This window comes from Gemmatimonadaceae bacterium, assembly GCA_020846935.1.
In the GTDB taxonomy this organism is placed as follows: domain Bacteria; phylum Gemmatimonadota; class Gemmatimonadetes; order Gemmatimonadales; family Gemmatimonadaceae; genus RBC101.
This window is the reverse complement of the sequence record JADLCY010000008.1, coordinates 220,429-243,856: the sequence shown is the minus strand read 5'-3', so window position 1 is coordinate 243,856 and position 23,428 is coordinate 220,429. Positions and strand designations below refer to the sequence as shown.

At 68.2% G+C, this 23,428-nt stretch carries 19 protein-coding genes; 10 read left to right on the top strand and 9 right to left on the bottom strand.

Features of this window, described 5'->3' with window-relative positions:
• Nucleotides 1-14: 14 nt before the first annotated feature.
• Entirely contained in the window at nucleotides 15-845 is an 831-nt protein-coding gene (locus tag IT361_10485) for a hypothetical protein (GenBank protein ID MCC6318106.1), read from the bottom strand.
• Between the two features lie 34 nt (nucleotides 846-879).
• On the bottom strand, nucleotides 880-2,103 hold the full coding sequence (locus IT361_10480; protein MCC6318105.1) for a hypothetical protein: 1,224 nt from the start codon (nucleotides 2,101-2,103) through the stop codon (nucleotides 880-882).
• Between IT361_10480 and IT361_10475 the strand changes: the two genes are divergently transcribed.
• Together IT361_10475 and IT361_10470 are read left to right on the top strand one after the other, a co-directional pair.
• Nucleotides 2,102-2,773 carry a methylamine utilization protein gene (locus IT361_10475; GenBank protein ID MCC6318104.1) on the top strand — a complete coding sequence of 224 codons (672 nt, stop codon included), beginning with the start codon at nucleotides 2,102-2,104 and terminating at the stop codon, nucleotides 2,771-2,773. The two genes, IT361_10480 and IT361_10475, sit on opposite strands and share 2 nt — an antisense overlap.
• Entirely contained in the window at nucleotides 2,748-4,805 is a 2,058-nt protein-coding gene (locus tag IT361_10470; GenBank protein MCC6318103.1) for a protein kinase, read from the top strand. Before IT361_10475 ends, IT361_10470 begins: the two co-directional genes overlap by 26 nt.
• A gap of 1 nt (nucleotide 4,806) precedes the next feature.
• On the opposite strand, the gene IT361_10465 is transcribed toward IT361_10470, so the two are convergent.
• Together IT361_10465 and IT361_10460 are read right to left on the bottom strand one after the other, a co-directional pair.
• Entirely contained in the window at nucleotides 4,807-5,568 is a 762-nt protein-coding gene (locus tag IT361_10465; GenBank protein MCC6318102.1) for a creatininase family protein, read from the bottom strand.
• Nucleotides 5,569-5,595: 27 nt separating this feature from the next.
• Complete coding sequence (locus IT361_10460; protein MCC6318101.1) at nucleotides 5,596-6,648, bottom strand: proline racemase family protein; 1,053 nt, start codon at nucleotides 6,646-6,648, stop codon at nucleotides 5,596-5,598.
• 81 nt (nucleotides 6,649-6,729) lie between these two features.
• Between IT361_10460 and IT361_10455 the strand changes: the two genes are divergently transcribed.
• On the top strand, nucleotides 6,730-8,358 hold the full coding sequence (locus IT361_10455) for a hypothetical protein (protein MCC6318100.1): 1,629 nt from the start codon (nucleotides 6,730-6,732) through the stop codon (nucleotides 8,356-8,358).
• Between the two features lie 88 nt (nucleotides 8,359-8,446).
• Here the strand turns inward: IT361_10455 and IT361_10450 are convergent, their stop codons facing one another.
• Entirely contained in the window at nucleotides 8,447-11,242 is a 2,796-nt protein-coding gene (locus IT361_10450) for a TonB-dependent receptor (protein MCC6318099.1), read from the bottom strand.
• 120 nt (nucleotides 11,243-11,362) lie between these two features.
• Between IT361_10450 and IT361_10445 the strand changes: the two genes are divergently transcribed.
• A complete protein-coding gene (locus tag IT361_10445) occupies nucleotides 11,363-12,745 on the top strand; it encodes a phosphodiester glycosidase family protein (GenBank protein ID MCC6318098.1) in 1,383 nt (460 codons plus the stop codon).
• A gap of 63 nt (nucleotides 12,746-12,808) precedes the next feature.
• Here the strand turns inward: IT361_10445 and IT361_10440 are convergent, their stop codons facing one another.
• The gene (locus IT361_10440) at nucleotides 12,809-13,378 is read right to left on the bottom strand and encodes a hypothetical protein (protein MCC6318097.1); all 570 of its coding nucleotides are present in this window, start codon (nucleotides 13,376-13,378) and stop codon (nucleotides 12,809-12,811) included.
• Between the two features lie 271 nt (nucleotides 13,379-13,649).
• On the opposite strand from IT361_10440, the gene IT361_10435 reads away from it, so the two are divergent.
• Both IT361_10435 and IT361_10430 read left to right on the top strand, forming a co-directional pair.
• Entirely contained in the window at nucleotides 13,650-14,966 is a 1,317-nt protein-coding gene (locus tag IT361_10435) for an aminotransferase class I/II-fold pyridoxal phosphate-dependent enzyme (GenBank protein MCC6318096.1), read from the top strand.
• A 46-nt stretch (nucleotides 14,967-15,012) separates the two neighbouring features.
• Nucleotides 15,013-15,597 (top strand): hypothetical protein, encoded by a 585-nt coding sequence (locus IT361_10430; GenBank protein ID MCC6318095.1) that lies wholly within the window; start codon nucleotides 15,013-15,015, stop codon nucleotides 15,595-15,597.
• Nucleotides 15,598-15,645: 48 nt separating this feature from the next.
• Here the strand turns inward: IT361_10430 and IT361_10425 are convergent, their stop codons facing one another.
• Together IT361_10425 and IT361_10420 are read right to left on the bottom strand one after the other, a co-directional pair.
• On the bottom strand, nucleotides 15,646-16,452 hold the full coding sequence (locus IT361_10425) for an anti-sigma factor (GenBank protein MCC6318094.1): 807 nt from the start codon (nucleotides 16,450-16,452) through the stop codon (nucleotides 15,646-15,648).
• The gene (locus IT361_10420; GenBank protein MCC6318093.1) at nucleotides 16,449-17,039 is read right to left on the bottom strand and encodes a hypothetical protein; all 591 of its coding nucleotides are present in this window, start codon (nucleotides 17,037-17,039) and stop codon (nucleotides 16,449-16,451) included. Before IT361_10420 ends, IT361_10425 begins: the two co-directional genes overlap by 4 nt.
• 196 nt (nucleotides 17,040-17,235) lie before the next feature.
• On the opposite strand from IT361_10420, the gene IT361_10415 reads away from it, so the two are divergent.
• A complete protein-coding gene (locus IT361_10415; protein MCC6318092.1) occupies nucleotides 17,236-18,396 on the top strand; it encodes a S9 family peptidase in 1,161 nt (386 codons plus the stop codon).
• Nucleotides 18,397-18,421: 25 nt separating this feature from the next.
• Here IT361_10415 and IT361_10410 read toward each other — a convergent pair whose 3' ends face one another.
• Nucleotides 18,422-18,652 (bottom strand): hypothetical protein, encoded by a 231-nt coding sequence (locus tag IT361_10410; GenBank protein MCC6318091.1) that lies wholly within the window; start codon nucleotides 18,650-18,652, stop codon nucleotides 18,422-18,424.
• A gap of 230 nt (nucleotides 18,653-18,882) precedes the next feature.
• On the opposite strand from IT361_10410, the gene IT361_10405 reads away from it, so the two are divergent.
• The 3 genes from IT361_10405 to IT361_10395 all read left to right on the top strand — a co-directional run bounded on the left by IT361_10405 (nucleotide 18,883) and on the right by IT361_10395 (nucleotide 23,350).
• Nucleotides 18,883-21,807 (top strand): protein kinase, encoded by a 2,925-nt coding sequence (locus tag IT361_10405; GenBank protein ID MCC6318090.1) that lies wholly within the window; start codon nucleotides 18,883-18,885, stop codon nucleotides 21,805-21,807.
• Between the two features lie 406 nt (nucleotides 21,808-22,213).
• A complete protein-coding gene (locus tag IT361_10400) occupies nucleotides 22,214-22,405 on the top strand; it encodes a hypothetical protein (protein MCC6318089.1) in 192 nt (63 codons plus the stop codon).
• A complete protein-coding gene (locus IT361_10395; protein MCC6318088.1) occupies nucleotides 22,406-23,350 on the top strand; it encodes a hypothetical protein in 945 nt (314 codons plus the stop codon).
• Nucleotides 23,351-23,428: the final 78 nt, after the last annotated feature.

The window sequence follows — 23,428 nt, the reverse complement described above, 5'->3', positions numbered from 1 at the left end:
TGGAAAGCAATGGGTCACGCGGGGCGCCGGCCCCACTTGATGCGCGTGTAGGCGATGCGAAATCCGTGGCGTTCGGCGTTGCGCTGCGAGGCGCTCCCGGGCCTGGCGCACATCATCGCCACGTCGCAGCCCGCGAGCGCGGCATCCCGCAGCCGTGCGTTGAGCAATGCGAGCTGCGCGCCCTGACGGCGCGCCTCGGGAATCGTACTCGCACCGGCCAGCAGGGCGACACCCCCGCTGACGCCGAGCGCTCCGGTAGCGACCGGGCGGCCGCCGAGCATGGCGAGATAGCTGCGCGCGGACGCACGGGCGAAGGTGATACGCGAGAGCTCGCGGATCTCGCCAGCGTATTCGGTGAACTCGGCCCAGCCAGCAACCGCCGTGTCGATCCACGCGTCGTGGTCGCCGGGCTCCGCGCGCCGCACGGTGACAGGCGAACCGACGGCGTCAGGCGAGAACACGACGTCGGCGTGCAGCTCACGGAACATCACACTCGTCAGCTCGATGGGCGTGTAGCCACGGGCAGCGAGCAGCGCGAGTACACCATCGTCGGCGAGCGGACTGACCTCGTGAAAGACCGGCGCGCCGCGCGCCGCAAAGAACGCCTCGATCTCATCGAGCAGGTCAGCCGTGACGGGCGCGGTCATCCCGAGCGCGAAGGTCTGCGTCACTGGAGAGGTGGCGCCGTCGAACAGCACGTACGTACCGCCGAGCTCCAGCGACGTTGCGCCGACGTGCGGGGCAAGGGCGGCGCGGGCGGACACGAAGTCAGCGCCGCTCAGGCCCTCCGCGGCCTCGAGCCGAGTGGAGAGCGCGTGATCGACGAGGAGGGTGGAAGGAGGCACACGCCCAAGATAACGGTGTGCGCGCCGTCCCCCGTCAGAACCCGATGCCCACGGCGAGGTTCACATGTGTGCCCGATCGCAGACCGGAGCGGTACGTCGTCGTCATGCGTCGGACTTCGAGCGCAACGATGAACGGTGCGGGCGTCCAGTGCACGGCACCCATCGTGGTCACATTGCGCAGACGTCCGGAGGCGTCGAGATCGTTGTCGTCAGGGTCGTCCATGCCCCACGCCCCGGCAACGGCGACGCGCCGAGGAAGCTCCACGACGAGCTGGCCCCAGCCTCCCGTGGTTTGCACCGGAACATTGTTCACGCCGAGGAACTGGCCTACGCCGCCGCCACCAAGTCCGGTGAGCGCCTGACCGGTGAAGGCCTCGCCCGTGAACGTGGCACGCGTGCCCAATGGCAGGCGCAGGGCCGCGGTCACGGCGGACGAGGCCAGCGATGAATCACCAGCCGTCGCCAGCCAACCGCGATGCAGCCCTACGCTCACATCTCCCGGGCGCTCGGCGGTGCCCCACCGCAGCATCGCGCGTGCCTGGAGCGCCGGTCGGTTGCTCTGTTCGGCGCGGTCAGGTTGCACGAGCAGTTCGCCGGCTGGTTCATTGGTGCCGGCGCCCACGATCGCGGCGTCGACATCGAGCCGAAGCTGCTCCGTGCGCACGAGGCGTACTCCGCCGCGGAGCTGCGGAACCCAGAGCCACAGGTTTCCCGAGTTGGAGAGGCCCGACAAGCCGACGGTGGCAAACGAAAGCGGATTGTACTCGGCGATGAGGGGAACCTCCTGACCCACGAGCAGCGAGGCGCGGTCCCAGGCGACATCGACGATTGCGCGCCGCACCCGAAGGAGCGGCATGAGGTCGCCAAAGCCGCTCTGCTGCTGCCCGCCATAGAAGTCGGCATCGACTTCGGCGCGGACCTCGGCGCCGTGCACGTCGGGCCAGAACGCGTGCACGCCGACCCGCGTCTGGCGCACGGTGAGTCCCACACCGCCGCCCTCACCAAGGGAGTCGGCCGCCGAGGGGCGCAGCGCGACCTGCGGAATGTCGAAGTTGTTCGTGCGCGTGCTGGTGAAGAAGGTGTTGAGCAGCACCGTGGCGCTTACGCGGACGTCGACGCGTGACGCGTCCTGGGCGTGCAGCACGGCCGGAACGGCATACGGCGCCAGGACGAGCGCGCAAGTCAGCCAAACGGGGCATCGCGGAGACGCGGCGGTGGATTGCATGTTGTTGTCGGGAAGCACGGACGAGATACGCATGGCCATGACACTGGGAAGAATCACCTGCACGGCGCTCCTTGTCATCGGGGGTGCGGCGCCTGACGGCGGCGCACAGTCGACGTCGGTGAGCGGGCGCGTCGAGGTTCTGGACCGGGCCGGTCGCGCGACCGACGTGGACGAGGCGCTCGTGTGGCTCGAGGGCGGGGTTGCCGCGGCGCCGGCGCGTCGCGTCGAGGTCCTCACGGAAGACAAGACGTTTGTGCCTCGGATCACCATCGTGCCGGTGGGATCCACCGTCGCGTTCCCGAACCACGACCCGTTCGATCACAATGTCTTTTCGACGTCCACGCCCCGGCCGTTCGACCTCGGGCTCTACGGTCGCAATCAGACGCGAACGGTGACGTTCGAGTCGCCCGGGCTCGCGCGTATCTACTGCAACGTCCACGCACGCATGTCGGCGTTTGTGCTCGTGCAATCCACGCCGTTCGCCACGAGGCCGGACCGTGGGGGTCGCTTTGCGTTCGACCAGGTACCGCCGGGTCGCTACACGCTGCGGGTGTGGCACGAACGTGGGGGCGAACGCGCGATCCCGGTGTCGGTTCCCGCTGCCGCCGACCTCGTGGTGGCGCTCGATGCCCGTCGCTACACCTTCGTGCAGCACCTCGACAAGAACGGCAAATCGTATGACGCACGGGGCCGCCGCTACTAAGCCAGCACGTCCGGGACCCCGCAGCGTTGCCTCGCAGATCTTCGTTGCTGGCGCGCTGGTCGTCGCGGGCGCCCTTGGCCTCGTCTTTCTGCTGACCGTCACGCGGGCGCGTGCCGTCGCCGAGCGGTCGCTGGCCCGCGAGCTGAACACGACGCGCGCGGCCATCGAGGACGCGCTCGGGCAGCGAACGATGAGCGTGCAGCGCCTAGCCGCAGGGCTCGCCGCCGTGCCGACGTATTACTCGCGGTACGAGGCTGCGCTGGCTCGACGCGACCTGGCGAGCTTGCTGGACCAGGCCGAGGAGTATCAGCAGCAGCTTGCAGCGTCGTGGGTGATGCTCGTGGACCAACAGGGAACGCTGGCCGCGTGGAGTCTTCACCCCGAACGCACCGGCGAGGACTTCTCGAGTGGCGCACTCGTGCGCCGCGCGCTGGCCGGTGACAGCGCCTCGGGCGCGTGGCTCGAGCCGGGAGACCAGGGCGACGCGATCTATCAGACGATCGCCGTGCCCATGCGCCCTCCCGGTGGCGGCGCCGTGGCGGGAGCGCTCATCGCCGCGCTCGCCGTGGATACGCGTGACGCGGCGTCCCTGCGCCGACAGACCGGCTCGGAGATCGTGCTCGCGGTGATCGACTCCAGCCGCCGTGCCCACGTGGCCACGAGCACGATGGCCGGCAGTGCCAGGCCGGCGCTCGAACGCGCCTTGAGTGCGCGCAGCGCCGATGGGCACGTCGAGGTACGGGGTGATGGACTCGACGACGGGTACATCGGTGCGGCGAACCCGCTGGTGACCGCGGGCGGTGACACGGTCGGACTCCTGGTAGGGTTGCGTTCGAGGCGACAGGCGCTCGCCGCAGTGGATCCGCTGCCGACGTCAGTGTTGGTCGCGTTTGTGGCCGGGCTGTTGCTCGCGCTGGGGGCTGGCCTCGTGGTCTCTCGGCGCATCGCCGCGCCGATTCGCGCACTGGTCCGCGCCACGCGTGGGGCACGGCAGGGGGAATACGGCGTGTCGCTCCCCGACCACGCGCCGCGTGAGATCGGGGAACTGGCGGACGCGTTCCACGCCCTGCTCGACGACCTGCGGGCGAAGGACGACCTGGTCGCTGTGCTGCAGCACGAGCACCGGGCGCGCGCGCCGGGGTCGTCGCCGGCCGCCGGGCTTGCCCCGGGGGCAATATTCGCGAATCGCTACGAAATCGTGGGCCTGCTTGGCGCGGGAGGGATGGGCGCCGTGTATCGCGTGGTCGACCGCGAACTCGGGGAGACCGTGGCGCTCAAGACGCTCCACAGCGAGGATCTGCGCCAGGACCAGGGGCTCCTCGATCGCTTTCGTGAGGAGATTCGCCTCGCACGGCGCATCACGCACCGCAACGTGGTGCGCACGCACGACCTCGGCGTGGTCGACGACGTGTACTACCTGACGATGGAGCTGGTCGAAGGACGGTCGCTGGACGATCTCATCGCCCAGGAAGGTCGCCTGCCCGTGGGCGCGGTGCAGAGCATCGGCATGCAGATGCTGCGCGCGCTCGAGGCCGCACACGAGGTCGGCGTCGTGCACCGCGATATCAAGCCACCCAACCTGCTGCTGGGCGGGAGCGGCCTGCTCAAGGTGACCGATTTCGGCATTGCGCGACTTGTCAACGCAACGCTGGGCCAGCGGAAGTTCACGTCGACCGGCATGATCGTCGGCAGCCCCGCGTACATGGCGCCCGAGCAGCTGGCGGGGGATCCGGTGGACGCGCGCGCGGACATCTACGCGGCGGGGGCGGTCCTCTTCGAATGCCTCACGGGCAAGGGGCCGCACGACGATCTCACATTGCAGCAGGTCTTTGCCCGTTCAGTGACTGACGCGTCCGCGCCTGACCCAACGACGCTGCGTCCTGAGCTGCCGCCGGCACTGGCTGCAGTCGTGCGGAGCGCGCTCGCCCCTCGTCCGGATCGGCGCTTCGGTTCGGCGCGCGAGATGCTCGCGGCGCTCGAGGCGGTGGGTATGCGAACGATGGGAACCGCCGCCGGGCGCGCGAACGACTGACCTACTCGTAGAGTCGTTCGGGGTCCACCGCGGCAAGGTCTGCGAGGAACTCCCCGATCGCCACGGTGAGGGCCTCGACGTATCGCTGACCCTTTTCCCGTGTAGCGCGCGCCGGGTTCCCCACGCCGGTGTCATCGGTGACGCGTGTCCAGCGGCGTGGCGTCCAGGCCCAGCCCTCGCGCATCGCGCGCACGAGCGGCATGCGAGCGCTTCCGGGCCCGGCTTCGTTCAGCGGCCGCACGAGGTCGGGCGCGACGTGGAGCATGACGCTCGTTTCGAGTTCGCCGCCATGGTCTCCAGGTTCGTCGAACCAGCGACGCGCATCGAGCGCCTGATACCAGTTCACCTGCGTGAGCAAGAGGCTCGTGGCAGGTTGCAGCTCGCGGATGATCTGCCGGAAGTCATTGCCGCCGTGACCGTTCAGGATGACAAACTTTCGCACGCCATGTGTGCCGAGTACGTCGAGGAGATCACGAAGAACGGCGTGCTGCGTCGAGGGGTTGAGGTTGAGGCAGAAGGGAATGTCGAGCTGGCCGGTCTGCACGCCGAACGGCACTGTGGGGAGCACGATCACACGGGCTCCGCGGTTCCACGCGTGTTCGGCCGCGAGGATGGCGATGGACTCGGACTCGATGACATCGGCGCCGTACGGCAGGTGGTAGTTGTGCGCCTCGGTGGCGCCCCAGGGAAGCACCGCGACCTCCATGGTGACGTCCTTGATGGCGCGCCACGTGGTCTCGGCGAGCACGAATGGTCTGGCCATGTGATTGAGTGACAGGGTGGGCGGCGGCTACCAGAGATCGCCGACGCGGAATCCGGTGGGAAAGGGGTCGGTGGGGTCGAGCACGTATTGGCTGAACCCGGTGATCCACCCACGGCCGCTCAGCGTGGGGACGATGGCGTCGTGATCGCCAACGCGGCACTCGTCGACGATCTCGCCGGTGAACACCGTGCCGAGGACGCTTTCGTGATGGAAGGGCTGCGCGCGGGTGAGGCGGCCGCGCGCGTGCAGCGTCGCCAGACGTGCGCAGGTGCCGGTGCCGCAGGGTGATCGATCGATCGCACCCGTGAAGGTGGATGGTCGCGCAAAATCGACCGCGCCGGTGGCGACAACCACCGCGTTGCGCCCGTGGTGTGCCGGGTCATGCGCCGGTCCCGCGAGCTGGCTGATGGTGATCCCGGTGAATCCCGGCTGGTCGGGATGGGCGACCGGCAGTTGCTCGTTGGCGGCTGCGCGCACGAGGGCGCCGATGCGCACGATGTCGCGGCCTTCGTCGGGGGTAAGGCGCAGGCCGAACTGTGTGGCGTCGGCGATGGCGTAGAACATCCCGCCATAGGCGACGTCGACGCGCACGGTGCCGAGGTGGGGCACCTCGATCGACGCGTCCAGGTGTACGGCGAAGGCCGGCACGTTGCGGAAGGTCACGCGGGTGACCTTGCCGGCGGCGCAGTCGGCGCGCACGCGGATGAGCCCAGCCGGCGCTTCGAGGACCAGTTCCGTCACCGGCTCATGCATGGGCAGGATGCCCGTTTCCAGCAGCACGGTGACCACGCAGATCGTGTTGGAGCCCGACATGCCCGGGTACTCCTCGTGCTCCATGATCACGAAGCCGGCGTGCGCATCGGGATGTGTGGGTGGGACGAGCACGTTGCAGCACAGCGCCGGATAGCCGCGTGGTTCGTTGAGCATGCGGCGCCGGATGTGATCGGCGTTGGTTTCGATCCAGCGCATCCGATCGAACATCGTCGCGCCGGGCACGGGGGCGACGCCGCCCACGATCACGCGGCCGGGCTCTCCACAGGCGTGGACGTCGACGGCGTGAATGACGCTGGAGATCTGCACGGGACGCGTTGCGGAGAGAGAGGCCCCAATGCTACTTCGTGTCGCGCCGCGACACCAATGCGCATCCCCTCGATCTCCCGCATGGCTGCTCGCTCCTCTCGACGTTCGCACCGTCACGCGTCAGCGGCGCCGGTTTCCCAGGGCGCCGGCACGCTCAACGTGCTGTGCCTCGCGGCCACCATCGCGCTCGCCGTGGTGCTGACGTGGATCTCGCGCGACGCGGTCAACCCGGACGGCGTGGCGTACCTCGACCTCGCGCGCGCGATGCGCATGGGCCGGTGGTCGGATGCCGTGCAGGGGTACTGGTCGCCGCTCTACTCGGCGCTCCTTGCGGTGGCCGGACCCACGATCGTCACGGCGCATCTGGTCAACGGCCTCGCCGCGATCGCGGGAGCCTGGCTCCTCTCCCGTGCGTTGCGCCGCTTCATGACCTCTGGTGATGACGATGGCAGCCACATCGTGCGCGTCGCGGCGGCGTGGGGAGCGTATGCGGTTGCGGTGTTCGTGCTCGTTCGGCTGAGCGCCATCACGCCCGACATTCTGCTCGTGGTATGCCTCACGGGATGGGCTACGGTACTTGCAGACGGCGAGAACGTTCGATGGGGAGTTGCCGGCGCGTGGCTGGGTGCAGGCTTTCTTGCCAAGACCTCACTCTGGCCCTGGCTCGCGGTGAGCACCGTGCTGCTGCTCTGGCTGCGACCCTCGCTGCGCCAAATCCGGACGCTGGCTCATTACCTCGTTCCCGTGAGCGTTGGCGTACTGACGTGGGTCGCGCCCCTGAGCGTGAAGGCCGGTCGACCAACGCTTGGCGTTACCGGGGCGCTGAACGCGTGCTGGTACCTGCGTGACTGTGACAGTCAGTCGCCGGACACGCACCGCGGAACGCACGTGGCCTACGAGAAGATCGCGCTGCCTCGCGGTGACTCGATCACCCGGGTGCGGTTTGGCGACAGCGTGTGGACATACGCGCCATGGTCCGACCCCGACGGGTGGTCGCGTGGCGTTCGTTCGATGGCGTCAACGCCACTCACCGCGACGCGCTACGCTGGCATCGTCGCGCGCAACGTGCGGGTGGCGGCGCAATACACGTTGAGCTACCTGGTGCTGGGGCCGCTGCTGGCGCTGGCGCTGTGGCACTGGCGAGCGCGGCGACCGTGGCGGCCGGTGACGGGACTCGCCGATCCGGCGCTTCTGCTCGCGGCATGTGCAGGTTTGGGGCAGTTTCTCGCGGTTCAGGCGGTCACACGAACGCTGGCGCCTTTCGTCATGATGTGCGCCGCGGCCGTGGTGTTTGCGCCACGAGTGGCGACGGCTCGCCAGACCGTGGCGCGTGGTTGGCGAGCGGCACTGGTGGCACTGCCGCTCGTGGTCGCGCTGGTGGGCACGGGTCGCGTCGCGGTGTACGAGCAGCGGCTGGCCGCGCTGACGCCTCCGTACGTGGAGGAGATGCGTACCGGGACCGAGCGCACGTCACGCGGATTTCCCCGGCGAACGGTGCTCGTGGTTGGGCCGGCGCTTCCGTTGATGCCGCTCGCCGAGGAACTCGACGCGCGAATCGTGGCGCAGGTGCCGCCGGCTTCGCTGCCGGTGCTCGACGCGCTTCCGCCGTCGGAACGTGGCGCCGCGCTGGCGCGTGCCGCCGCGGGTGCGGCCGACGTGGCGTGGGAGGTGGACGCCAACGGGCGCACGCGCCTGACCGGCCTTCGTTAGGCACGCTCGGCGAGCCCGGATGTGACGCGGGCGGGATGGCGAAGGATCTCGCCACCCCGCCCGCTCTGCTCCTGTGGAAAACGGGAGCCTAGAAGTCCACGCGGAGGCCGAGCTGCGCCTGGCGGGCCGCGAAGGCGCCGGTCGACTGGCCGAACGTGGGAATGGCGTTGCCGTTGGCCTGGAACTGTTGCCCGCCGAACGCCGAGATGTTCTTGCTGTTGAAGAGGTTGAACACCTCGGCCATCAGCGTGATCTTCTGCGTCCCGCGCTGCACGAGGGCACGCTGCAGGCGCAGGTCGAACGTCTTGTACCAGTTCTCCCAGCTGTTGTCCGGGCGCTGCGTACGCTTGCCGTTCGGGAAGTCGTCGAAGGTGACGTTGTTGTCGTTCACCTGCCGTCCGTCGGTGACGGCAAACGGTCGCGGCGAGGCAAACGTGCCGACCGACGAGAACTGGATGCCGAACGGCAGGCGATTGATCGTCGAGACCACGAAGCGATGGCGCTCGTCGCCCGATGTGGGCTGCATCTCGAACGACGAGCGGTTGGGGAACACCGCCGAGATGTTGCCGTCGAACTCCGACTCGTAGAAGCCGAGTGTGTAGGCGAGGTTCACGCGCTGGCCGTTCTTGCTGTACGTGCCCTGGGTGACGAGACCGTTGAACTTCGCGCGGCCAAAGTCATCCCACAGGATGATGTCGCCAAACGTCGGCGTGAGGATACGGCGATTCTGCGAGCGGCTGAACCAGTTCGCGTTCATCCGCACGTACAGATTCCTGATGTCCTGCCGCACGTAGTCCACGTTGAAGCCGAGGGCTTCGGTGAACTGGTGCCCGATGCCGAGCGAGAACTGGCGGTTCTCCGGCGTCTTCATGAGGTGCTTGACGAGGATGGGCTGCGCGGCCGCGTTCACGCCGCCCTGGGCCACCCGCTGACGCAGCACCGCCGGGTCGGTCGTCCCGGGGTTCACGAAGTTGTACGTGCGCCACTCCGAGTTCAGCCGCTCCTGGAAGCCGATGAACGACGTCACGCGGTCGAACATGATCGCAAAACCACCGCGCAGGAACGTGCGATTGGTCTTGAACGGATCGAGCATGAACGAGAGGCGCGGCGAGACGTTGTTCAGGTCGTTCTCGCGATCGCCGCGATTGAGGTACGGTTGCAGGGAAGCGACGTTGCTCAGCACCGGGTCGCTTGCCCACGGCACCGTGTACTCGTTGTTCAGCGTGTTGAGCTCGGCGTCGTAGCGCAGACCGATGTTGATGGCGAGGTTCGGGATCGGCCGCCACTCGTCATTGACGTAGAAGCCCACCGTGTGACCCGTCGCGGACGCCCGGGCATCGGAGACGCCCGTGGGGTTCGTGAAGCCGATCGCCACCGACGCCGACGCCGGGTTCGTGGACGTATCCGTCGTGAATGTGAAGGCGCCGTCGCGATTGTTCGGGAGGAACTGCGAGGCGCTGATGCGGGAGAGTTCGCCACCGAACTTGATGAGGTGGCTGCCGCCCACGTTGTCGAGGTTGTAGGTCGACCGGTTCACGATGCGGTAGTGCTTCTCGCGCAGCTCGAGCGGGAAGCCTGCCGTGCCGGTGATGATGCCGGGATAGCTCTTCGTTGGTCCGGCGACGAGCGGCGCCTCGGTGTGATCCCACTGCACGTACTGCAGCGACAGCTCGTTCACGAGGTTGGTCGTCGGCAGCCAGCGATGGCGCAGCTGCGCCGTGTTGATCAGGTACTCCTGCGAGATGCCGGCCTCGCGCGCCGAACGCCCGCCAAAGTTGCCTTCACCATCGAGAATGCGCGTCGACCACATGACGTCGTAAGTGCTCTTGTCGGTCGGCGTGGCGGTGAGGCGGCCGAACACGGTGTGGTTGCGCTGCGGCGCGAGGAACGATCCGCGGAACTGCTGCCACGGCTGGAACGTCGTTGCGGGCACGACATCGATGTAGTTGTCGGTCATCGTACCTTCGTAGCTGCCGGCGAAGAACAGCTTGCCGCGCGCCAACGGGCCACGAAGGTTGAGCCCGAACTGCTGGCGCCCGTACTTGGGCAGCTGCGTGTTGTTGCGCTGCTGGATGAACGTCCGGGCGATGTAGTCCTTGCCCTGGTAGAAGCCGAACGCCGACCCTTCCCACTTGTCGGTCCCGCGGCGGCTCACCGCGGAGATCACGTACGAGGCGGCGCGGGAATACTCGGCGTCGTACGGGTTTACGTAGACCCGGAACTCTTCGAGCGCTTCCTGAGGCAGCGGCGATCCGGTCTGCGGGATGCCGACCAGGTTGCCGTTGAACAGCGACTTCATCTCGACGCCGTCCATGTACAGGTTGATGAAGCGCAGGTCAGGTGCGCCGCCGGACGACGGAAGCGCGCGGCCCGACTGCGGGGCATAGCTCTTCACGCCCGGAGCGATGGCGGCGAGGTTCATCACGCCGCGCGAGTTCATTGGAAGGTTCTCGATCTCCTCCTTGAGCACGGGCGCCGAGATGGAGACGCGCTGCACTTCCACCTGCCTGACGCGCTCCGCGGTCACCGACACTCCGGCGAGCTCGGCCGCGCCGCGTTCCATGGTGATGTTCAGTCTGGCGCGCTGGCCGATGATGAGCTGCACCGAGTCCTGCACCGGCTTGTAGCCGAGGGCACGGACTTCGACCGTGTAGGTGCCCGAGAAGAGGCCGAGCACGCGGAACTCGCCAGTGGGGCGCGTCGTCGCCGTGCGCCGTTCGGATGTGCTCGTGTTGGTGACGACGACCTGGCCGCCGCTGACGGGTTGCCCGTCCTGCGACTGGACCAGTCCTTCGAGGGTGATGGTGTTCTGGGCTACGGCTGCGGGCGCGAGCGCACCGGAGCAGACGGCCAGGGCAAGGGTCCAGCCAACGAAACGTCGCATCGCGGTTTCGTCTCCTGTATGGTAGGGTGAGCGCGGATCGATCCGGGTGGCGAATCCGCACGGTGAAGAGTGAGTGTCACCAAGTTACAATCCCACGCTGCTCAGCGAGTGAGGATTTCCATGACGCTCGGTGCCAGGATGCGCGGGGTGGTCGCCATTGCCCTGTTGAGTGCCGCCGTTCCCCGGGCGATGCAGGGACAGTCGGAGTGGACGCCGCGCCAGTGTCTGGCGGACACCCTCCGCGCCCCGGTGGCGGCTACGACGGTCGACACCGTGGCTCCCGGGCTTGTGTATCGATGCCTCGTGGACCCGCGCGGGCCATGGGTGGTGCATGTCGTCGAGGTGGATCTGCACGCGCAGGGACTCATCGTCGATGCGGCGCGCGCGTTAGGCGCCTTTTTCGGTCGCGAGCGCGTGAGTGCGATGGCGGCTCGCCTTGCGGCGGCCGGCCGCGCGCCGCTGGTCGGCATCAACGCCGACTTTTTCGACCTGCGCTCCGGCGAAGTGGAGAACAACCACGTGATCGGCGGCGCGTGGGTGAAGGGTGCGCTCTCGACGGATTCTCCGCACGATGGGTTCGACAACGCCCACACGCAGTTCGCGATCGACGCGCGTGGTGGCCCCCGGATCGGTCGGTTCGAGCTCGATGGCACGGTGGTGAGTGCGTCGGCCGCTCGGCGTCTCGTGGGCATCAACTATCGTCCGGCGGGTCGGGCGGGACTGGTCGTGTACACGCCGTGGTACGGCGTACGCACGCCGCAGGATACCTCGGCGCGCATCGGCGGCGAGGGGCCGCGCGATCCTGACGCCACGCCGGCCGGCATGCGTGTGGACACGGTTCGCCCGCCGTCCACGGCGGCCACGCGTTCCGACAGCGCGCATCGCCTTGCGGCGCAGGCCACGCGCCACGCGGCCGAGATCGTGCTCACGCGCCTGGGTCAGCGAGGCGACACGATTCTCTATCGTGTGACCTCTCGCGTGCCGACGATGGGCGGTGGCACCGCGATTCCGGCCCATGGTGCCGTGCTCAGCGCCACCGGCGACGAAGCCCTCGCTTTCGTGCGCGAGGTCGCGGCGCGTCGTTCGACGGTCAAGCTCGTCGCCGGCATCTCCGGTTTCCGAAGGACACCGCGCGCGATCGTGGGCGGGTGGCCACGAGTGGTCGACGCCGGTCGCAACGTCGGCGTGGTGGCCGACAGCGTCGAGGGCACGTTCCCGCGGTTTTCGGAAGCGCGACATCCGCGGAGCGCGTTAGGCATCTCGCGCGACGGCCGGACGCTCTACATGGTCGTGGTCGACGGACGGCGACCGTGGAGCGTCGGCATGTCCCTGGGCGAACTTGGCGCCGAGCTGATCACGCTTGGCGCGTGGGACGCCATGAACCTCGACGGCGGTGGGTCGTCGGCGCTCTGGATCCGCGGGCACGTCGTCAACTATCCGTCCGACCCCGGCGGCGAGCGCGCGGTTGGCAACGCGCTGTTTGTCTCGCCCGCAACGCGCTGACGCTGCCTGAAGCACCAACGGCGCCCCGCTCCAGGCAGGGCGCCGTGCGTAGTGCCGGGAGCGTCAGAAGTCGAAGCCGAACCGAACGCCGATCCCGTGGCCTTGAGGCAGTACCGAGACGCGGCGTGGCAATGCGACGCCGGTCCATCGCTCGGCGCCAAAGCGCGACCCCACGATTCCGCCCAACAGCGCGCCCACGGCCGCTCCGGCGATTCCGCTCGCGGCGCGGCTGTACTTCTTGCTGCTGTCGCTGGGCTTGAGCGACGCGGCGATCAGGAATCCACCAGCGGCGCCGGCCGCGGTCCCCACCAGTGCCCCGCGAATGATGTAGGGCCTGTTGACCCGACGTTCGCCGTCGCTGCGTTCGAGCCGGGTGATGTCGTTGACGTGCAGCGACCAGATCCCGCGGCCGGCGGCGTCTTCGATGAACACGGCGGTATCACCCCGCATCTGGACGAAGTTGGCCACGAGCGGCGCGACCAGGTTGGCGGCGCGCACCCGCACCCGTGTGCCTGGGGCGATGGGTAGGGTCGCTTGCTGCGCCCGGGCCTCGTTGAGCGGCATCGCCAGGGCGACCGCGGATAGGATCAGGGCGCTGCCGAGGGAGGGCCAGCGGAGAGTTCCACGCATCATGAACGCCGTAATTGTCGGTTGGACAGCAACTTAGCCCGTGCCTCGCCGTGCTGGAAGCAACGTCGGAGGCCGCTGGGGTCACCCATGAAGGGAGGACGGTCAGGAGCCCGCGCGGGAAACGGCCGCATCAAATGGAAGAAGGGTGCCAGCGGGGCAACCGGCCGGCGCTCACTCACCGACTCGTTGGAGTTGGAAGGGGTCGGGCGGCGGAATATGTTGACGACGACTCTCGGTCCACCTGCCAGGACCGCCACTCCCGCCCCGCTCACCAATGCCGCAGGACACCGCGATCGACACCGCCGAATTCGTCAGGACACCCGCGGCCACCAAGGGACGCATCTCCACGCCCGTCGGGACGCTCGAGGGATCGGCGATCCTCAGGATCGCTGGCGAGATCCGTCAGCGCATGGCCGCTGGCGAAAAGGTGTGCAACCTGACCGTCGGCGACTTCGACCCGAAGCAGTTTCCGATTCCCACGTACCTCGAGTCGGCGATCGTCGATGCGTTGCATGCGCGCGAGACGAACTATCCGCCTTCGCTCGGCATGCCGGCACTGCGCGAGGCGATCGTGGCTTACACCGAACGATCACTTGGCCTGCGCTATCCCGTGGATTGCGTGCTCGTGACATCGGGGTCGCGGCCGGGCGTCTATGGGACGTATGCGACGCTGGTCGACCCCGGTGATCGCGTGGTGTATGGCGCTCCCTCGTGGAACAACAACTACTACTGCCACATGGTAGGTGCCGAGGCCGTGCCGGTTACGTGTACGGCTGAGGACGCGTTTATGCCGACGGCGGCGTCGCTCGCCCCGCATCTCAAGGGCGCGCGCCTGCTGGCGCTCAACTCCCCGCTCAATCCGTGCGGTACGTGCTTCACCGCCGAGCAGCTTGGCGCGATCTGCGACCTCGTGCTGGAGGAGAACGCCCGCCGCGGGGCCGGTGAGCGCCCGCTCTACCTCATGTACGACCAAGTGTACTGGCAGCTCACCTTCGGCGACATCGCCCACGTCGATCCGGTCTCGCTGCGACCCGAGATGGCGCGGTACACGGTGTACGTGGACGGTATCTCCAAGGCGTTCGCCTCGACGGGGGTACGGGTGGGCTGGCTGATCGCGCCTACGGACATCATCGAGAAGGCCAACAACTTCCTGCAGCACGTGGGCACCTGGGCTCCGCGTGCCGAGCAGGTGGCGACGGCGCGGCTGCTGATGGCGGAGTCGGCAATCGAGACGTATCGACAGGAACTCATCGCTGGCGCCCGCGCGCGGCTTGATGCGCTCTACAGCGGGATTGTTGCCCTGCGCGACGCGGGTCACCCGCTGGACGCGGTGGCGCCGCAGGGCGCCATCTATTTGAGCGGCCGGTTTGCGCTGATGGGGAAGGTCACGCCCGAGGGGGAGCGCCTCACCACCAACGACGACATCCGCAAGTGGCTGCTGCGGACAACCGGACTCGGCCTCGTGCCCTTCAATGCCTTCGGCATGGACGGAGAGAACGGATGGTGCCGACTTTCGGTTGGCGCGGTGAGCCTGGCGGACATCGCCGGCGCCCTGCCGCGCCTCAAGTCCGGACTCGAGGCGCTTCGTTAGGCAGGTCGTACGATCGGTCCGGACTTCCACGCTCAGGAGACCCACGATGCGCACTGTCGCCATGGCTGCCCTTCTGCTCTTCGGTTCCACGACCCGGCTCGCGGCGCAGACGGCACCGATCCCGCCTCGGGACGAGCAGGTCGCCGCGGCGGTGCTGCCGCTCCCGGAAGGGCTGCGTGCTGGGGCGCGCGTGCTGGGCTACGATGCCACCGGCAAGTTCGTGACACTGCGTGAGGGCAAGGGCATGGTGTGCCTTGCCCAGTACCCGAGGGAAGCGCGATTCCACGTCTCGTGTTATCACGAATCGCTGGAGCCGTTCATGGGGCGCGGGCGCGAACTGCGCGCCGCCGGCACCGCGGAGCCGCAGGTCGACACGGTGCGCTTTGCCGAAGTGAAGCAGGGCAAGCTCAAGTTGCCCGACGGGCCGGCGGCGCTTTACCAGATCTTTGGCACTGGATATGACCCAAAGACGCAAGCCGTGAAGGAAGGACGTCGGCTGTACGTGTTGTACGTACCGTTCGCGACGGGCGCGTCCACCGGACTCTCCGAGCGGCCACGTGGCAGCGACCCGTGGATCATGCTGCCGGGCACGCCCAAGGCGCACATCATGTTCACGGCGACGATGCAGTAGTGCGCGCCCGGGCCGGGTGAGGCCCGGGGTGTGCCGTGTTTGCCGTCGTTAGTCCGTGTGCCGCCAGGTGCCGACGAGCCGCGGCTGTTCGGTGGGCTGCGTCGAGCCGCCGACGGGCTCCATGGTGAGTCCGCACAGATCGATGGTCCCGCCGTGCAGGACCACGTCGTTCACCGGCACCACGAGCGTCGCGCGTCCGCTCGCGTCCGTGTTGAAGGTGCCCATCGACATCGGGTTCTTGCCCTTGGCGATGGCCCACAGCTGGTAGGTGCGGCCGGACGGTGCGGGTGGCACGTTGAACGCGGTCACGATGAACACGCGGCGCGTGTGGTTCCAGTACACGCGAGCCGACGGCTGCTGTGCCGCACTGCTGAGCGACACCACGTGCACGTCGGGGCCGAAGAACGCCGAGATCGTGGAGTCCTTGCGAGCGAGCGCGTCCTGCGCCGTGACGAGCTCACCCTGCAACGTGGCGAGTGTCGAACGGGTGTCGCGCAACTGCGAGCTGTTGAACACGGCCACGCCAAGACTCGCCGCGGCGGCGAGCCACGGCAGGATGGCCGTGAGGCGGCGCGCAGGGCGCTGGGCCAGCGAGTGCGGGCTCGGAGCAGAGGCCGCGGTGGCGATCGGCCGCACGGTGGCAGCGTCGTCCAGGATCCGCTGCCGCAGCGCGGCTGGCGCGGTGAGGCCCGGTGCTGCGAGCCCCATGAGTCCCACGACCTCGCGATACCGTTCGACTTCGACGCGGAACGCGGCGTCGGTGGTCATGAGCGCGTCGAGCACCGCACGTTCGTGGGCATCGACGGCATCCAGTGCGTAGGCGGCCGCGGCCTCGAGATGGTCGCGCGCGGTCACGAGCCGGCCACCTGACGTGGGGCAGAGTCCGCCACAGGAGTGTGAGCGCTCGCGGGTGCGAGCGCATGGCGCAGCGCGTCCATGGCCGTGCGAAGATACTGGCCCGCGGCGGCTTCGGACTCACCAAGGCGCGTCGCGATGTCCGCAATGCGCAGCCCGCCGAAGTAGGCGAGTTCCACGGCCGTGCGTTGCGTGCCGGTCAGGCTCGCCAGTGCGGATCCCACGAAGGAGTCGCCGCTCAAGGTGGGAAGCGAAGGTTCGACCACCGGCACGGCCTGGCGACGTGCTGCCAGCGCCAGTGAGCGCACCATCGCGGAGATCCAGACGAACGCGGAGCGCCGGTGCGGATCAAACGAGCGCGCCTCGCGCCAGACGGCGCCGAACGCGTCGGCAACGACCGTTTCAGCCACATCGGCACTGCGTGTGATCGCGACCGCCAGACCGTACAGCACGGCTCCGTAGGCATCGTAGAGGGAACCCAGCGCGCGCTCGTCGCCCGCCGCGATGCGCGCCAGGAGCATCGCGTCACGCCGGTCACGCTCATCAGAGAGGGTGGCTTCCTGAAACCCTGTCTTCAGGTCCGTCATGCGGCCATTGGAACGAGAACCATCGCGGCGGAGGCTCCGCAGAGTCTACGCGCGCATCGCATGTTGTCTACGCCGGCAATGCGCCGGTGGATTGGAGGAGGTCAGGTGGCGTCGTCTCTGGCCGACCATCCGGCCAATCACCAAGTTCTGTGTCCGCCATTCCAGCCCGAAAGCCCCCGTCCGATCGAGGTGCGCCATGTCCATTCACCGCAACACCTTAGTCCGTTACCTACCAACGCTTGCGCTTGGCGCCATCGTGGCGCTCTTCGGCGTGACTGCGGGCGCACAACAAGCCGGGGCCAGGGTGCGCGTGACCATGGACTCGGTGCGGGCTCGCGAGTTGTACGTCAGCAATCGACCGGAAGACCATCCGCCGGCGGACTACGCGCGCGACATCGAGGCGCGCAAACATTCCGACAGCATCAACGTCGCGCGTTCGGCCGGCATCATCGACTATCGGAAGGTCAGTTATCGCTCCTCGGTCGATGGGCTCGAAATCCCTGCGCACCTGTATCAACCGCTCGGCAAGCGCGGAGCCAGGGGACACGCGGCGCTGGTCTGGGTGCATGGCGGTGTCCACGGGAACTGGGGCGTGACGCTCTTTCCCTTTGTGAAGGAAGCCGTGCAGCGCGGGTACGTGGTGATTGCACCGGACTATCGCGGGAGTACGGGATACGGCAAGGCGTTTCACGACGCGATCGACTATGGCGGCAAGGAAGTCGACGACGTGCGCTCGGCGGTGGACTTCCTCAAGACGCTGCCGCACGTGGACCAGGAGCGCATCGGCATCATGGGGTGGAGCCACGGCGGATTCATCACGGCGCTCAACCTCTTTCGCGATCAACACCCCTTCAAGGGTGGAGCCGCCATCGTTCCGGTGACCAATCTGTTCTTCCGTCTTGCCTACAAGGGACCCGGCTACACGCGCAGCTTCTCGACGCAGGCGGGGATCCGTGGGGCTCCGCACGAGAATCGCGAAGAGTACATCAAGCGCTCACCCCTGTACCACGTGGAGAAGCTGCAGGTCCCGATCCTGGTGCACGTGGCGACCAACGACGAAGACGTGAACTACGTGGAGGATCAGCAGCTCGTGTGGAAGTTGCGGGCGCTCAAACCCGATCTTGCCGAAACGAAGGTCTACGAGGATCCCGCGCCGTGGGGGGCCAGCGTGGGCCACGCGTTCAGCCGGCGCGTGGACCCGGAGACGCTCGAGCGCGTGGACTCGCCGGCGCAGATCGACTCATGGAACCGGACGTGGGCCTTCTTTGACTGGACCCTGCGTCCGTACGAGGATCGTTCGAAACCACTGCCTCCGTGCGCCTCGCAGGACTGCTCGCGCCGTCGGCCGGCGCCGTGATGCGCCGCCTGACGCGCGGCACTGCCTAACGCGCACCGAGGGTCTTGCGCACCGAGTCGCCGATGCGATCGAGTGCGTCGAGGGCGCTGTCGATGAGGCGGCCGAGCGTTGTGGTGCGCCGCGCCGAGAGCCAGCGCACCGGTCCACGAGCCGGTTCGGGGAGCGGAGCGCTGGTGGCGAGTGCCGTGGGTGGCGGCGTTCGCGGCGGATCCAGGGATCCGTCGGGCTGGGGGATCGGCTCGTACTCGTCAGACATGGGGGCCCTCGGTCACGGCAGCACCTGGACCTACTCGTCCCGCCCCGCTCCGGTTTCGCGCGGGGCGATGCGCGCGCAGGTCTGGTGGGAGCTCCCGATGAGACGAGGCTGGCTGGTGGGCATGTCTCGATCCATTCCCCGCGCGATGGTCCTCCGCGGGTGGGGTGGCACTTCCCGGGCGCGCTGGTCGATCTTAGGCAAGGAGCATGTACGCACGTCGACCTGAGCCCATGACGCAACCACACCAGCACGACAGTCCCGGCGACCCCTTGGGCGTGCGCCTCTCGGGCGCGCTGGGTGAGGCGTACCAGCTGGAGCGAGAGCTGGGTGGTGGCGGCATGAGTCGTGTGTTCCTGGCGACGGAGCGAGCGCTGCAGCGTCGCGTGGTAGTCAAGGTCCTGAATCCGGACCTCGTCAGTCGGGCCACGGAGGCACGCTTCCGCCAGGAGGCCGAGGTCACGGCGCGGCTGCAACACCCCCACATTCTGCCAGTGCTGGCGACAGGTGGGCACGATGACCTGCTGTACTACGTCATGCCCTACGTTGAAGGTGAGTCGCTGCGACAACGGCTCTCGCGCGAAGGTCGGATCCCCGTGCACGAGGCAACGCGTCTGCTGTACGAGATCTCCGACGCACTCGCCTACGCTCACGCACGCGGGGTCGTGCACCGCGACATCAAGCCCGACAACGTCTTGCTTGTCGAGGGACACGCGACGGTGGCCGATTTCGGGATCGCACGCGTGCTCGCTGTCTCGACCACTGCGGGGGGGGGCCGCTCCGAGCCGTTGACCGAGGCGGGCACGTCGCTGGGCACGATCGGGTACATGGCGCCTGAGCAGCTCGCGGGCGATCCCGACGTCGACGGGCGCGCTGACCAGTATGCCCTTGGTGTGGTGGGATACGAAATGCTGTCGGGTGCGCGCCCATTCTCCGGTGGGTCACAAAGCGAGTTGCTGCGCACACAGCTGACCGCAATTCCTCAACGCCTCGACGAGCTCGACCCCACGCTGCCCGCGCCGCTCGCGCTCTGCGTTGCCCGCGCCCTCGAGCACGACCCGGAACGGCGGTTTGCGAGCTGCGGTGATTTTCGCGATGCACTGGGCCTTGGCTTCACTACCGGGCCGCGCACTGTCGCCAGACGACCGAGGCGCCTCGCGGTGTTCGCCGTCATGGGCATCGCGGCGCTCGCGCTGGCCGCGTCCCTCGCGTGGTTCGCTCGAGGCCCGTCCGTGAAACACGCGGCTGATCGCGATTTGCTCGTCGTCGCGCCATTCGACGTTCTTGGGCGCGACCTCGACATGTGGCGCGAGGGCATGGTCGACCTGCTGTCGTCAGCGCTGGATGGAGCCGGATCGCTGCGCACGGTATCCCCCACGGTTGCCGTGCGGCGCTGGTCGGGTCGAGCCGACGCCGCCTCCGGCAGCGCGCTCGCGCGGGCCACAGAGGCGTCGATGACGGTGGTCGGGCGTGTGGTGCGTTCGGGCGTCGACTCGGTGCGCGTGCAGGCGTCCCTCATGGATGCGGGGAGCGCGCGGGCCCTGCGCGAGTTCGACTTCCGAGTTGCGGAATCCGCGATGGATCGCGCGGCGGACTCGATCGCGGTAGGTGTGCTGAGTGCGCTCCGGGGCACGCGTGGAGTGAGCGCATCGCCGCGCGGTTCGATCGGCTCGTCGACCCTGTCGGCCGTGCGCGCATACCTCATCGGCGAACAATTCTATCGTCGAGGAGCGTGGGACTCCGCGGCTACCGCGTTCCAGGCAGCGATTCAGGCGGACAGCCAGTTTGGCCCGGCGATGCGCCGCCTCAGCAATGCACTCGAATGGCGGCGTGTGGCGGGTTTCGACTCGACGTTACGCATCACATACGCCATGCGGGCAGGCGCCATGAACCGTGGTCTGGCCCCGCGGGAGAGTTTGCTCGTTGCAGCCGATTCGCAGTGGAGCGCCATGGCGACCATTGCTCAGCCGAGCGCGCGTCGGGGCATGGCCATGCGGTTGCTGGCCACGCTTCGTGCGGCGTCGGTGCAGTTTCCGCGAGATCCTGAAGTCCAGTTCCGGTTCGGTGATGCGCAGTTTCACTTCTGGCCATTCGACAGCGCGGCGAGTCCGGGCGCGGCCGGCCGATCCATGCGAACGGCGATCGACCTGGATTCGGCCTTCGCTCCGAGCTACCTGCACCTGATCGACATCGCGGTGTACGAGCAGGAGTTCGACTCGGCGATGGCGTATGGTCGGCGGTATCTGGGACTGCAGCCCGGTGAGACCGATGCGGCCGCCGTGAGTGCGCTTGTTGCGCTCCTGGATCGCGCGCAGACGCTGCACCTCGACCTCGACAGCCTGGTGACCGCTCTGCGCGGCGAGCCCATCCGGCAGCTTCATGACAAACTGTATAACGCAGCCGATCCCGATACGGCGCTTGTACGCTTGCTTCGCGTCTTCGCGCGTGATTCGGTCACCGCGCAGGCGAACGTGGAGGCCGTGCGACGCGCACGACATCGCATCTACGGTCAGGCGCTGGCCGACCGCGGACGCTTCGCGGAGGCACGCGAAGCGTCCGCGGACCGACCACTCGGCTACGCAGGCCCCATGGCCTGGCTCGGAGCGGCATCCCCCGATGTGGTACGTGCCGAGCTGGACGCGCGCCTGGCAAGCGGGCTCCCCGTAGATGCGCTCGAAGGGATTCAGTGGCGCACGCGCGAGGGCGACACCTCCGGCGTGAAACGAGCCGTGCAGGTGACCCGTGCCTTCGAGGTCCGATACGGTGCACTCGGTGCGTCGTACCGCCAGGTCGCGGAGGCGTACGACGCCCTGGTCCACGGGGACACGGCCGGGGCGATCGTGCGCCTGGATTCGGTGCGCTCGGCGGCGTGCGAATGGCCCGAGTGTGATGCGGCGCTGCTGACGCTCGCACAGCTGCACGTCGCACGCGGGAATCAGGACGCGGCCGCACGCCTCCTCAGCAGGCCCGTGCGCATGCGGGGTCCGGTGCGAGTGGTGTGGATGCTGGAGGCCGCTCGCCTTGCCGAGCGCCGCGGGGACCGGGAAGCTGCCCTCCGCGGGTACACGTATGTGCGCGAGGCATGGGCAGGCGCCGACGCGCCCGTTCGTGCGATGATGGACGAGGCAGCGGCGGGTCTCGCGCGCCTTCGCCGCTGAGGCGCGTTCGACTCGCGTCGCGCTCGCACTCTACCAAATAGAAGGGGCCCTCTACCGCGCACTTCTCGTGCGATGGCGCGCACGCACACAAGTGCATGCGCGTGCGTGAGATCCGTCGGAGCGTGCATCTGGCCCCGGGCTTGCCTCAGTATGGTGCAACAGACATCGCGAGGCGCTTCATGTCGGCACAGAAGGATCCCCCCTCAACACCGTCCCCAACGCGACCGGGTGTCCCGCGTTCCGACGAGCTGTCGGAAGACGCGTTGGAACAGGTGCTCGGCGGGTTCGGTGGGAGTGGGCAGGGATCGGGCACAACATCGACACCGGCGCCGCCGGCCTCGAAGCCCGAATCGACCCCGTGGAACTGATGCAGTCTCCTCCTCTCAACCCAACCAGGAAGGATCTCATGACCGCACGTGAAGACGAAGCTCCCCGCAGCGAAGAACTCAGCGACGCTTCCCTCGAACAGGTCGCAGGCGGACAGCCCCTGCACACGCCGATTCGACCCACGTGGCCGCGCCCCATCGTGATCACGCCTCCGATCATTCAGCCCATCGATGATCCAATCGCGCTGCCGATTGTCGTCGATGACAGGTAGGTGAAAGCAGGCCCGAACGCGGGACGCGCGCTGGCCGACGTACTCGCCCTTGCCGCGGCACACGTGAGCCCCGCCCTCGCATCGAGGGAGGGGCTCAGCGCGGCCGTGGCTGCCGTGCGGGATGTGCCGGCGGACACGAGCCCGTGTGCCTACCTGGAGTGTCGCCTCGGCGCTGACGCGGGGCGCGTGGATACGGCGTTCTTCATCCCTGAAGGAACAGACGGTCCGGCGCGGTGGATCGAGCGCGACTGCAGCGAAAGCGGAGCGCGCTCGGTGATCGCCGAGCACGTGTTGTACGACCTCGCGTCCAATCCGGCCGGGACAGCCGGCCTCCGGAACCCGTCAACAACCGTGCAGCGCTCCCTGTTCGCGCCAGGGGTACGCGAGGTGTGTGATCGGGTACTGAGCGCGCTGCCTCGCGGTGCACGGCTGGTGTACATCGGCGACATGAGCGCGCGCGGCAAGGGCGCCGGCATTCGACTGTGCATTGCCGGGCTCCCGAACAGGTCACACCTCGCCTTCCTCGACGCGGTGGCGTGGCCGGGCTCACGGGGAGGTGCGCGTCTCCTCCTCGAGCCCGCGGCCGCGGCGCCACCGATCGCGATGATCCATCTCGATGTGGATGGCCGTGTGCGGCCGGGACTGGGCGTGGAGTACGCCTTCGCGCGCGTGCCGCAGCTGGCGGGTCGACTCGCGGAATCCTCCTGGCTCGCGCAGGTCGCGGACCGGGGCTGGTGCACGCGGGCACAGTGCCACGCACTCGAGGCGTATTGCGGTGCGGAAGTGCGCACGCTGCCTCATCATCTCTGGCCGAGCACGCTGGTTCGTCGCGTGAACCACGTGAAGTTTCAGCTGCGGGCCGACCGCAGACGGGAACTCAAGGCATATCTCTGCCTCGAGATCCGGCCACGCCGCGCGAAGGCGAAGCGGGACTCTACTCGATAGAGGCGGGCGTCGACAGCGACGAGCGCCGTGCGCTGGCGACATCGATCGATCGTGCGCTGCCACAACGTGTTGCCGCCC

Coding starts and splice junctions, on each gene's coding strand:
- IT361_10475 (MCC6318104.1), top strand. CDS start 2,102: ATGGCCATGACACTGGGAAGAATCACCTGCACGGCGCTCCTTGTCATC.
- IT361_10480 (MCC6318105.1), bottom strand. CDS start 2,103: ATGCGTATCTCGTCCGTGCTTCCCGACAACAACATGCAATCCACCGCC.
- IT361_10470 (MCC6318103.1), top strand. CDS start 2,748: ATGACGCACGGGGCCGCCGCTACTAAGCCAGCACGTCCGGGACCCCGC.
- IT361_10465 (MCC6318102.1), bottom strand. CDS start 5,568: ATGGCCAGACCATTCGTGCTCGCCGAGACCACGTGGCGCGCCATCAAG.
- IT361_10455 (MCC6318100.1), top strand. CDS start 6,730: ATGGCTGCTCGCTCCTCTCGACGTTCGCACCGTCACGCGTCAGCGGCG.
- IT361_10450 (MCC6318099.1), bottom strand. CDS start 11,242: ATGCGACGTTTCGTTGGCTGGACCCTTGCCCTGGCCGTCTGCTCCGGT.
- IT361_10445 (MCC6318098.1), top strand. CDS start 11,363: ATGACGCTCGGTGCCAGGATGCGCGGGGTGGTCGCCATTGCCCTGTTG.
- IT361_10440 (MCC6318097.1), bottom strand. CDS start 13,378: ATGATGCGTGGAACTCTCCGCTGGCCCTCCCTCGGCAGCGCCCTGATC.
- IT361_10435 (MCC6318096.1), top strand. CDS start 13,650: ATGCCGCAGGACACCGCGATCGACACCGCCGAATTCGTCAGGACACCC.
- IT361_10430 (MCC6318095.1), top strand. CDS start 15,013: ATGCGCACTGTCGCCATGGCTGCCCTTCTGCTCTTCGGTTCCACGACC.
- IT361_10420 (MCC6318093.1), bottom strand. CDS start 17,039: ATGACGGACCTGAAGACAGGGTTTCAGGAAGCCACCCTCTCTGATGAG.
- IT361_10415 (MCC6318092.1), top strand. CDS start 17,236: ATGTCCATTCACCGCAACACCTTAGTCCGTTACCTACCAACGCTTGCG.
- IT361_10410 (MCC6318091.1), bottom strand. CDS start 18,652: ATGTCTGACGAGTACGAGCCGATCCCCCAGCCCGACGGATCCCTGGAT.
- IT361_10405 (MCC6318090.1), top strand. CDS start 18,883: ATGACGCAACCACACCAGCACGACAGTCCCGGCGACCCCTTGGGCGTG.
- IT361_10400 (MCC6318089.1), top strand. CDS start 22,214: ATGACCGCACGTGAAGACGAAGCTCCCCGCAGCGAAGAACTCAGCGAC.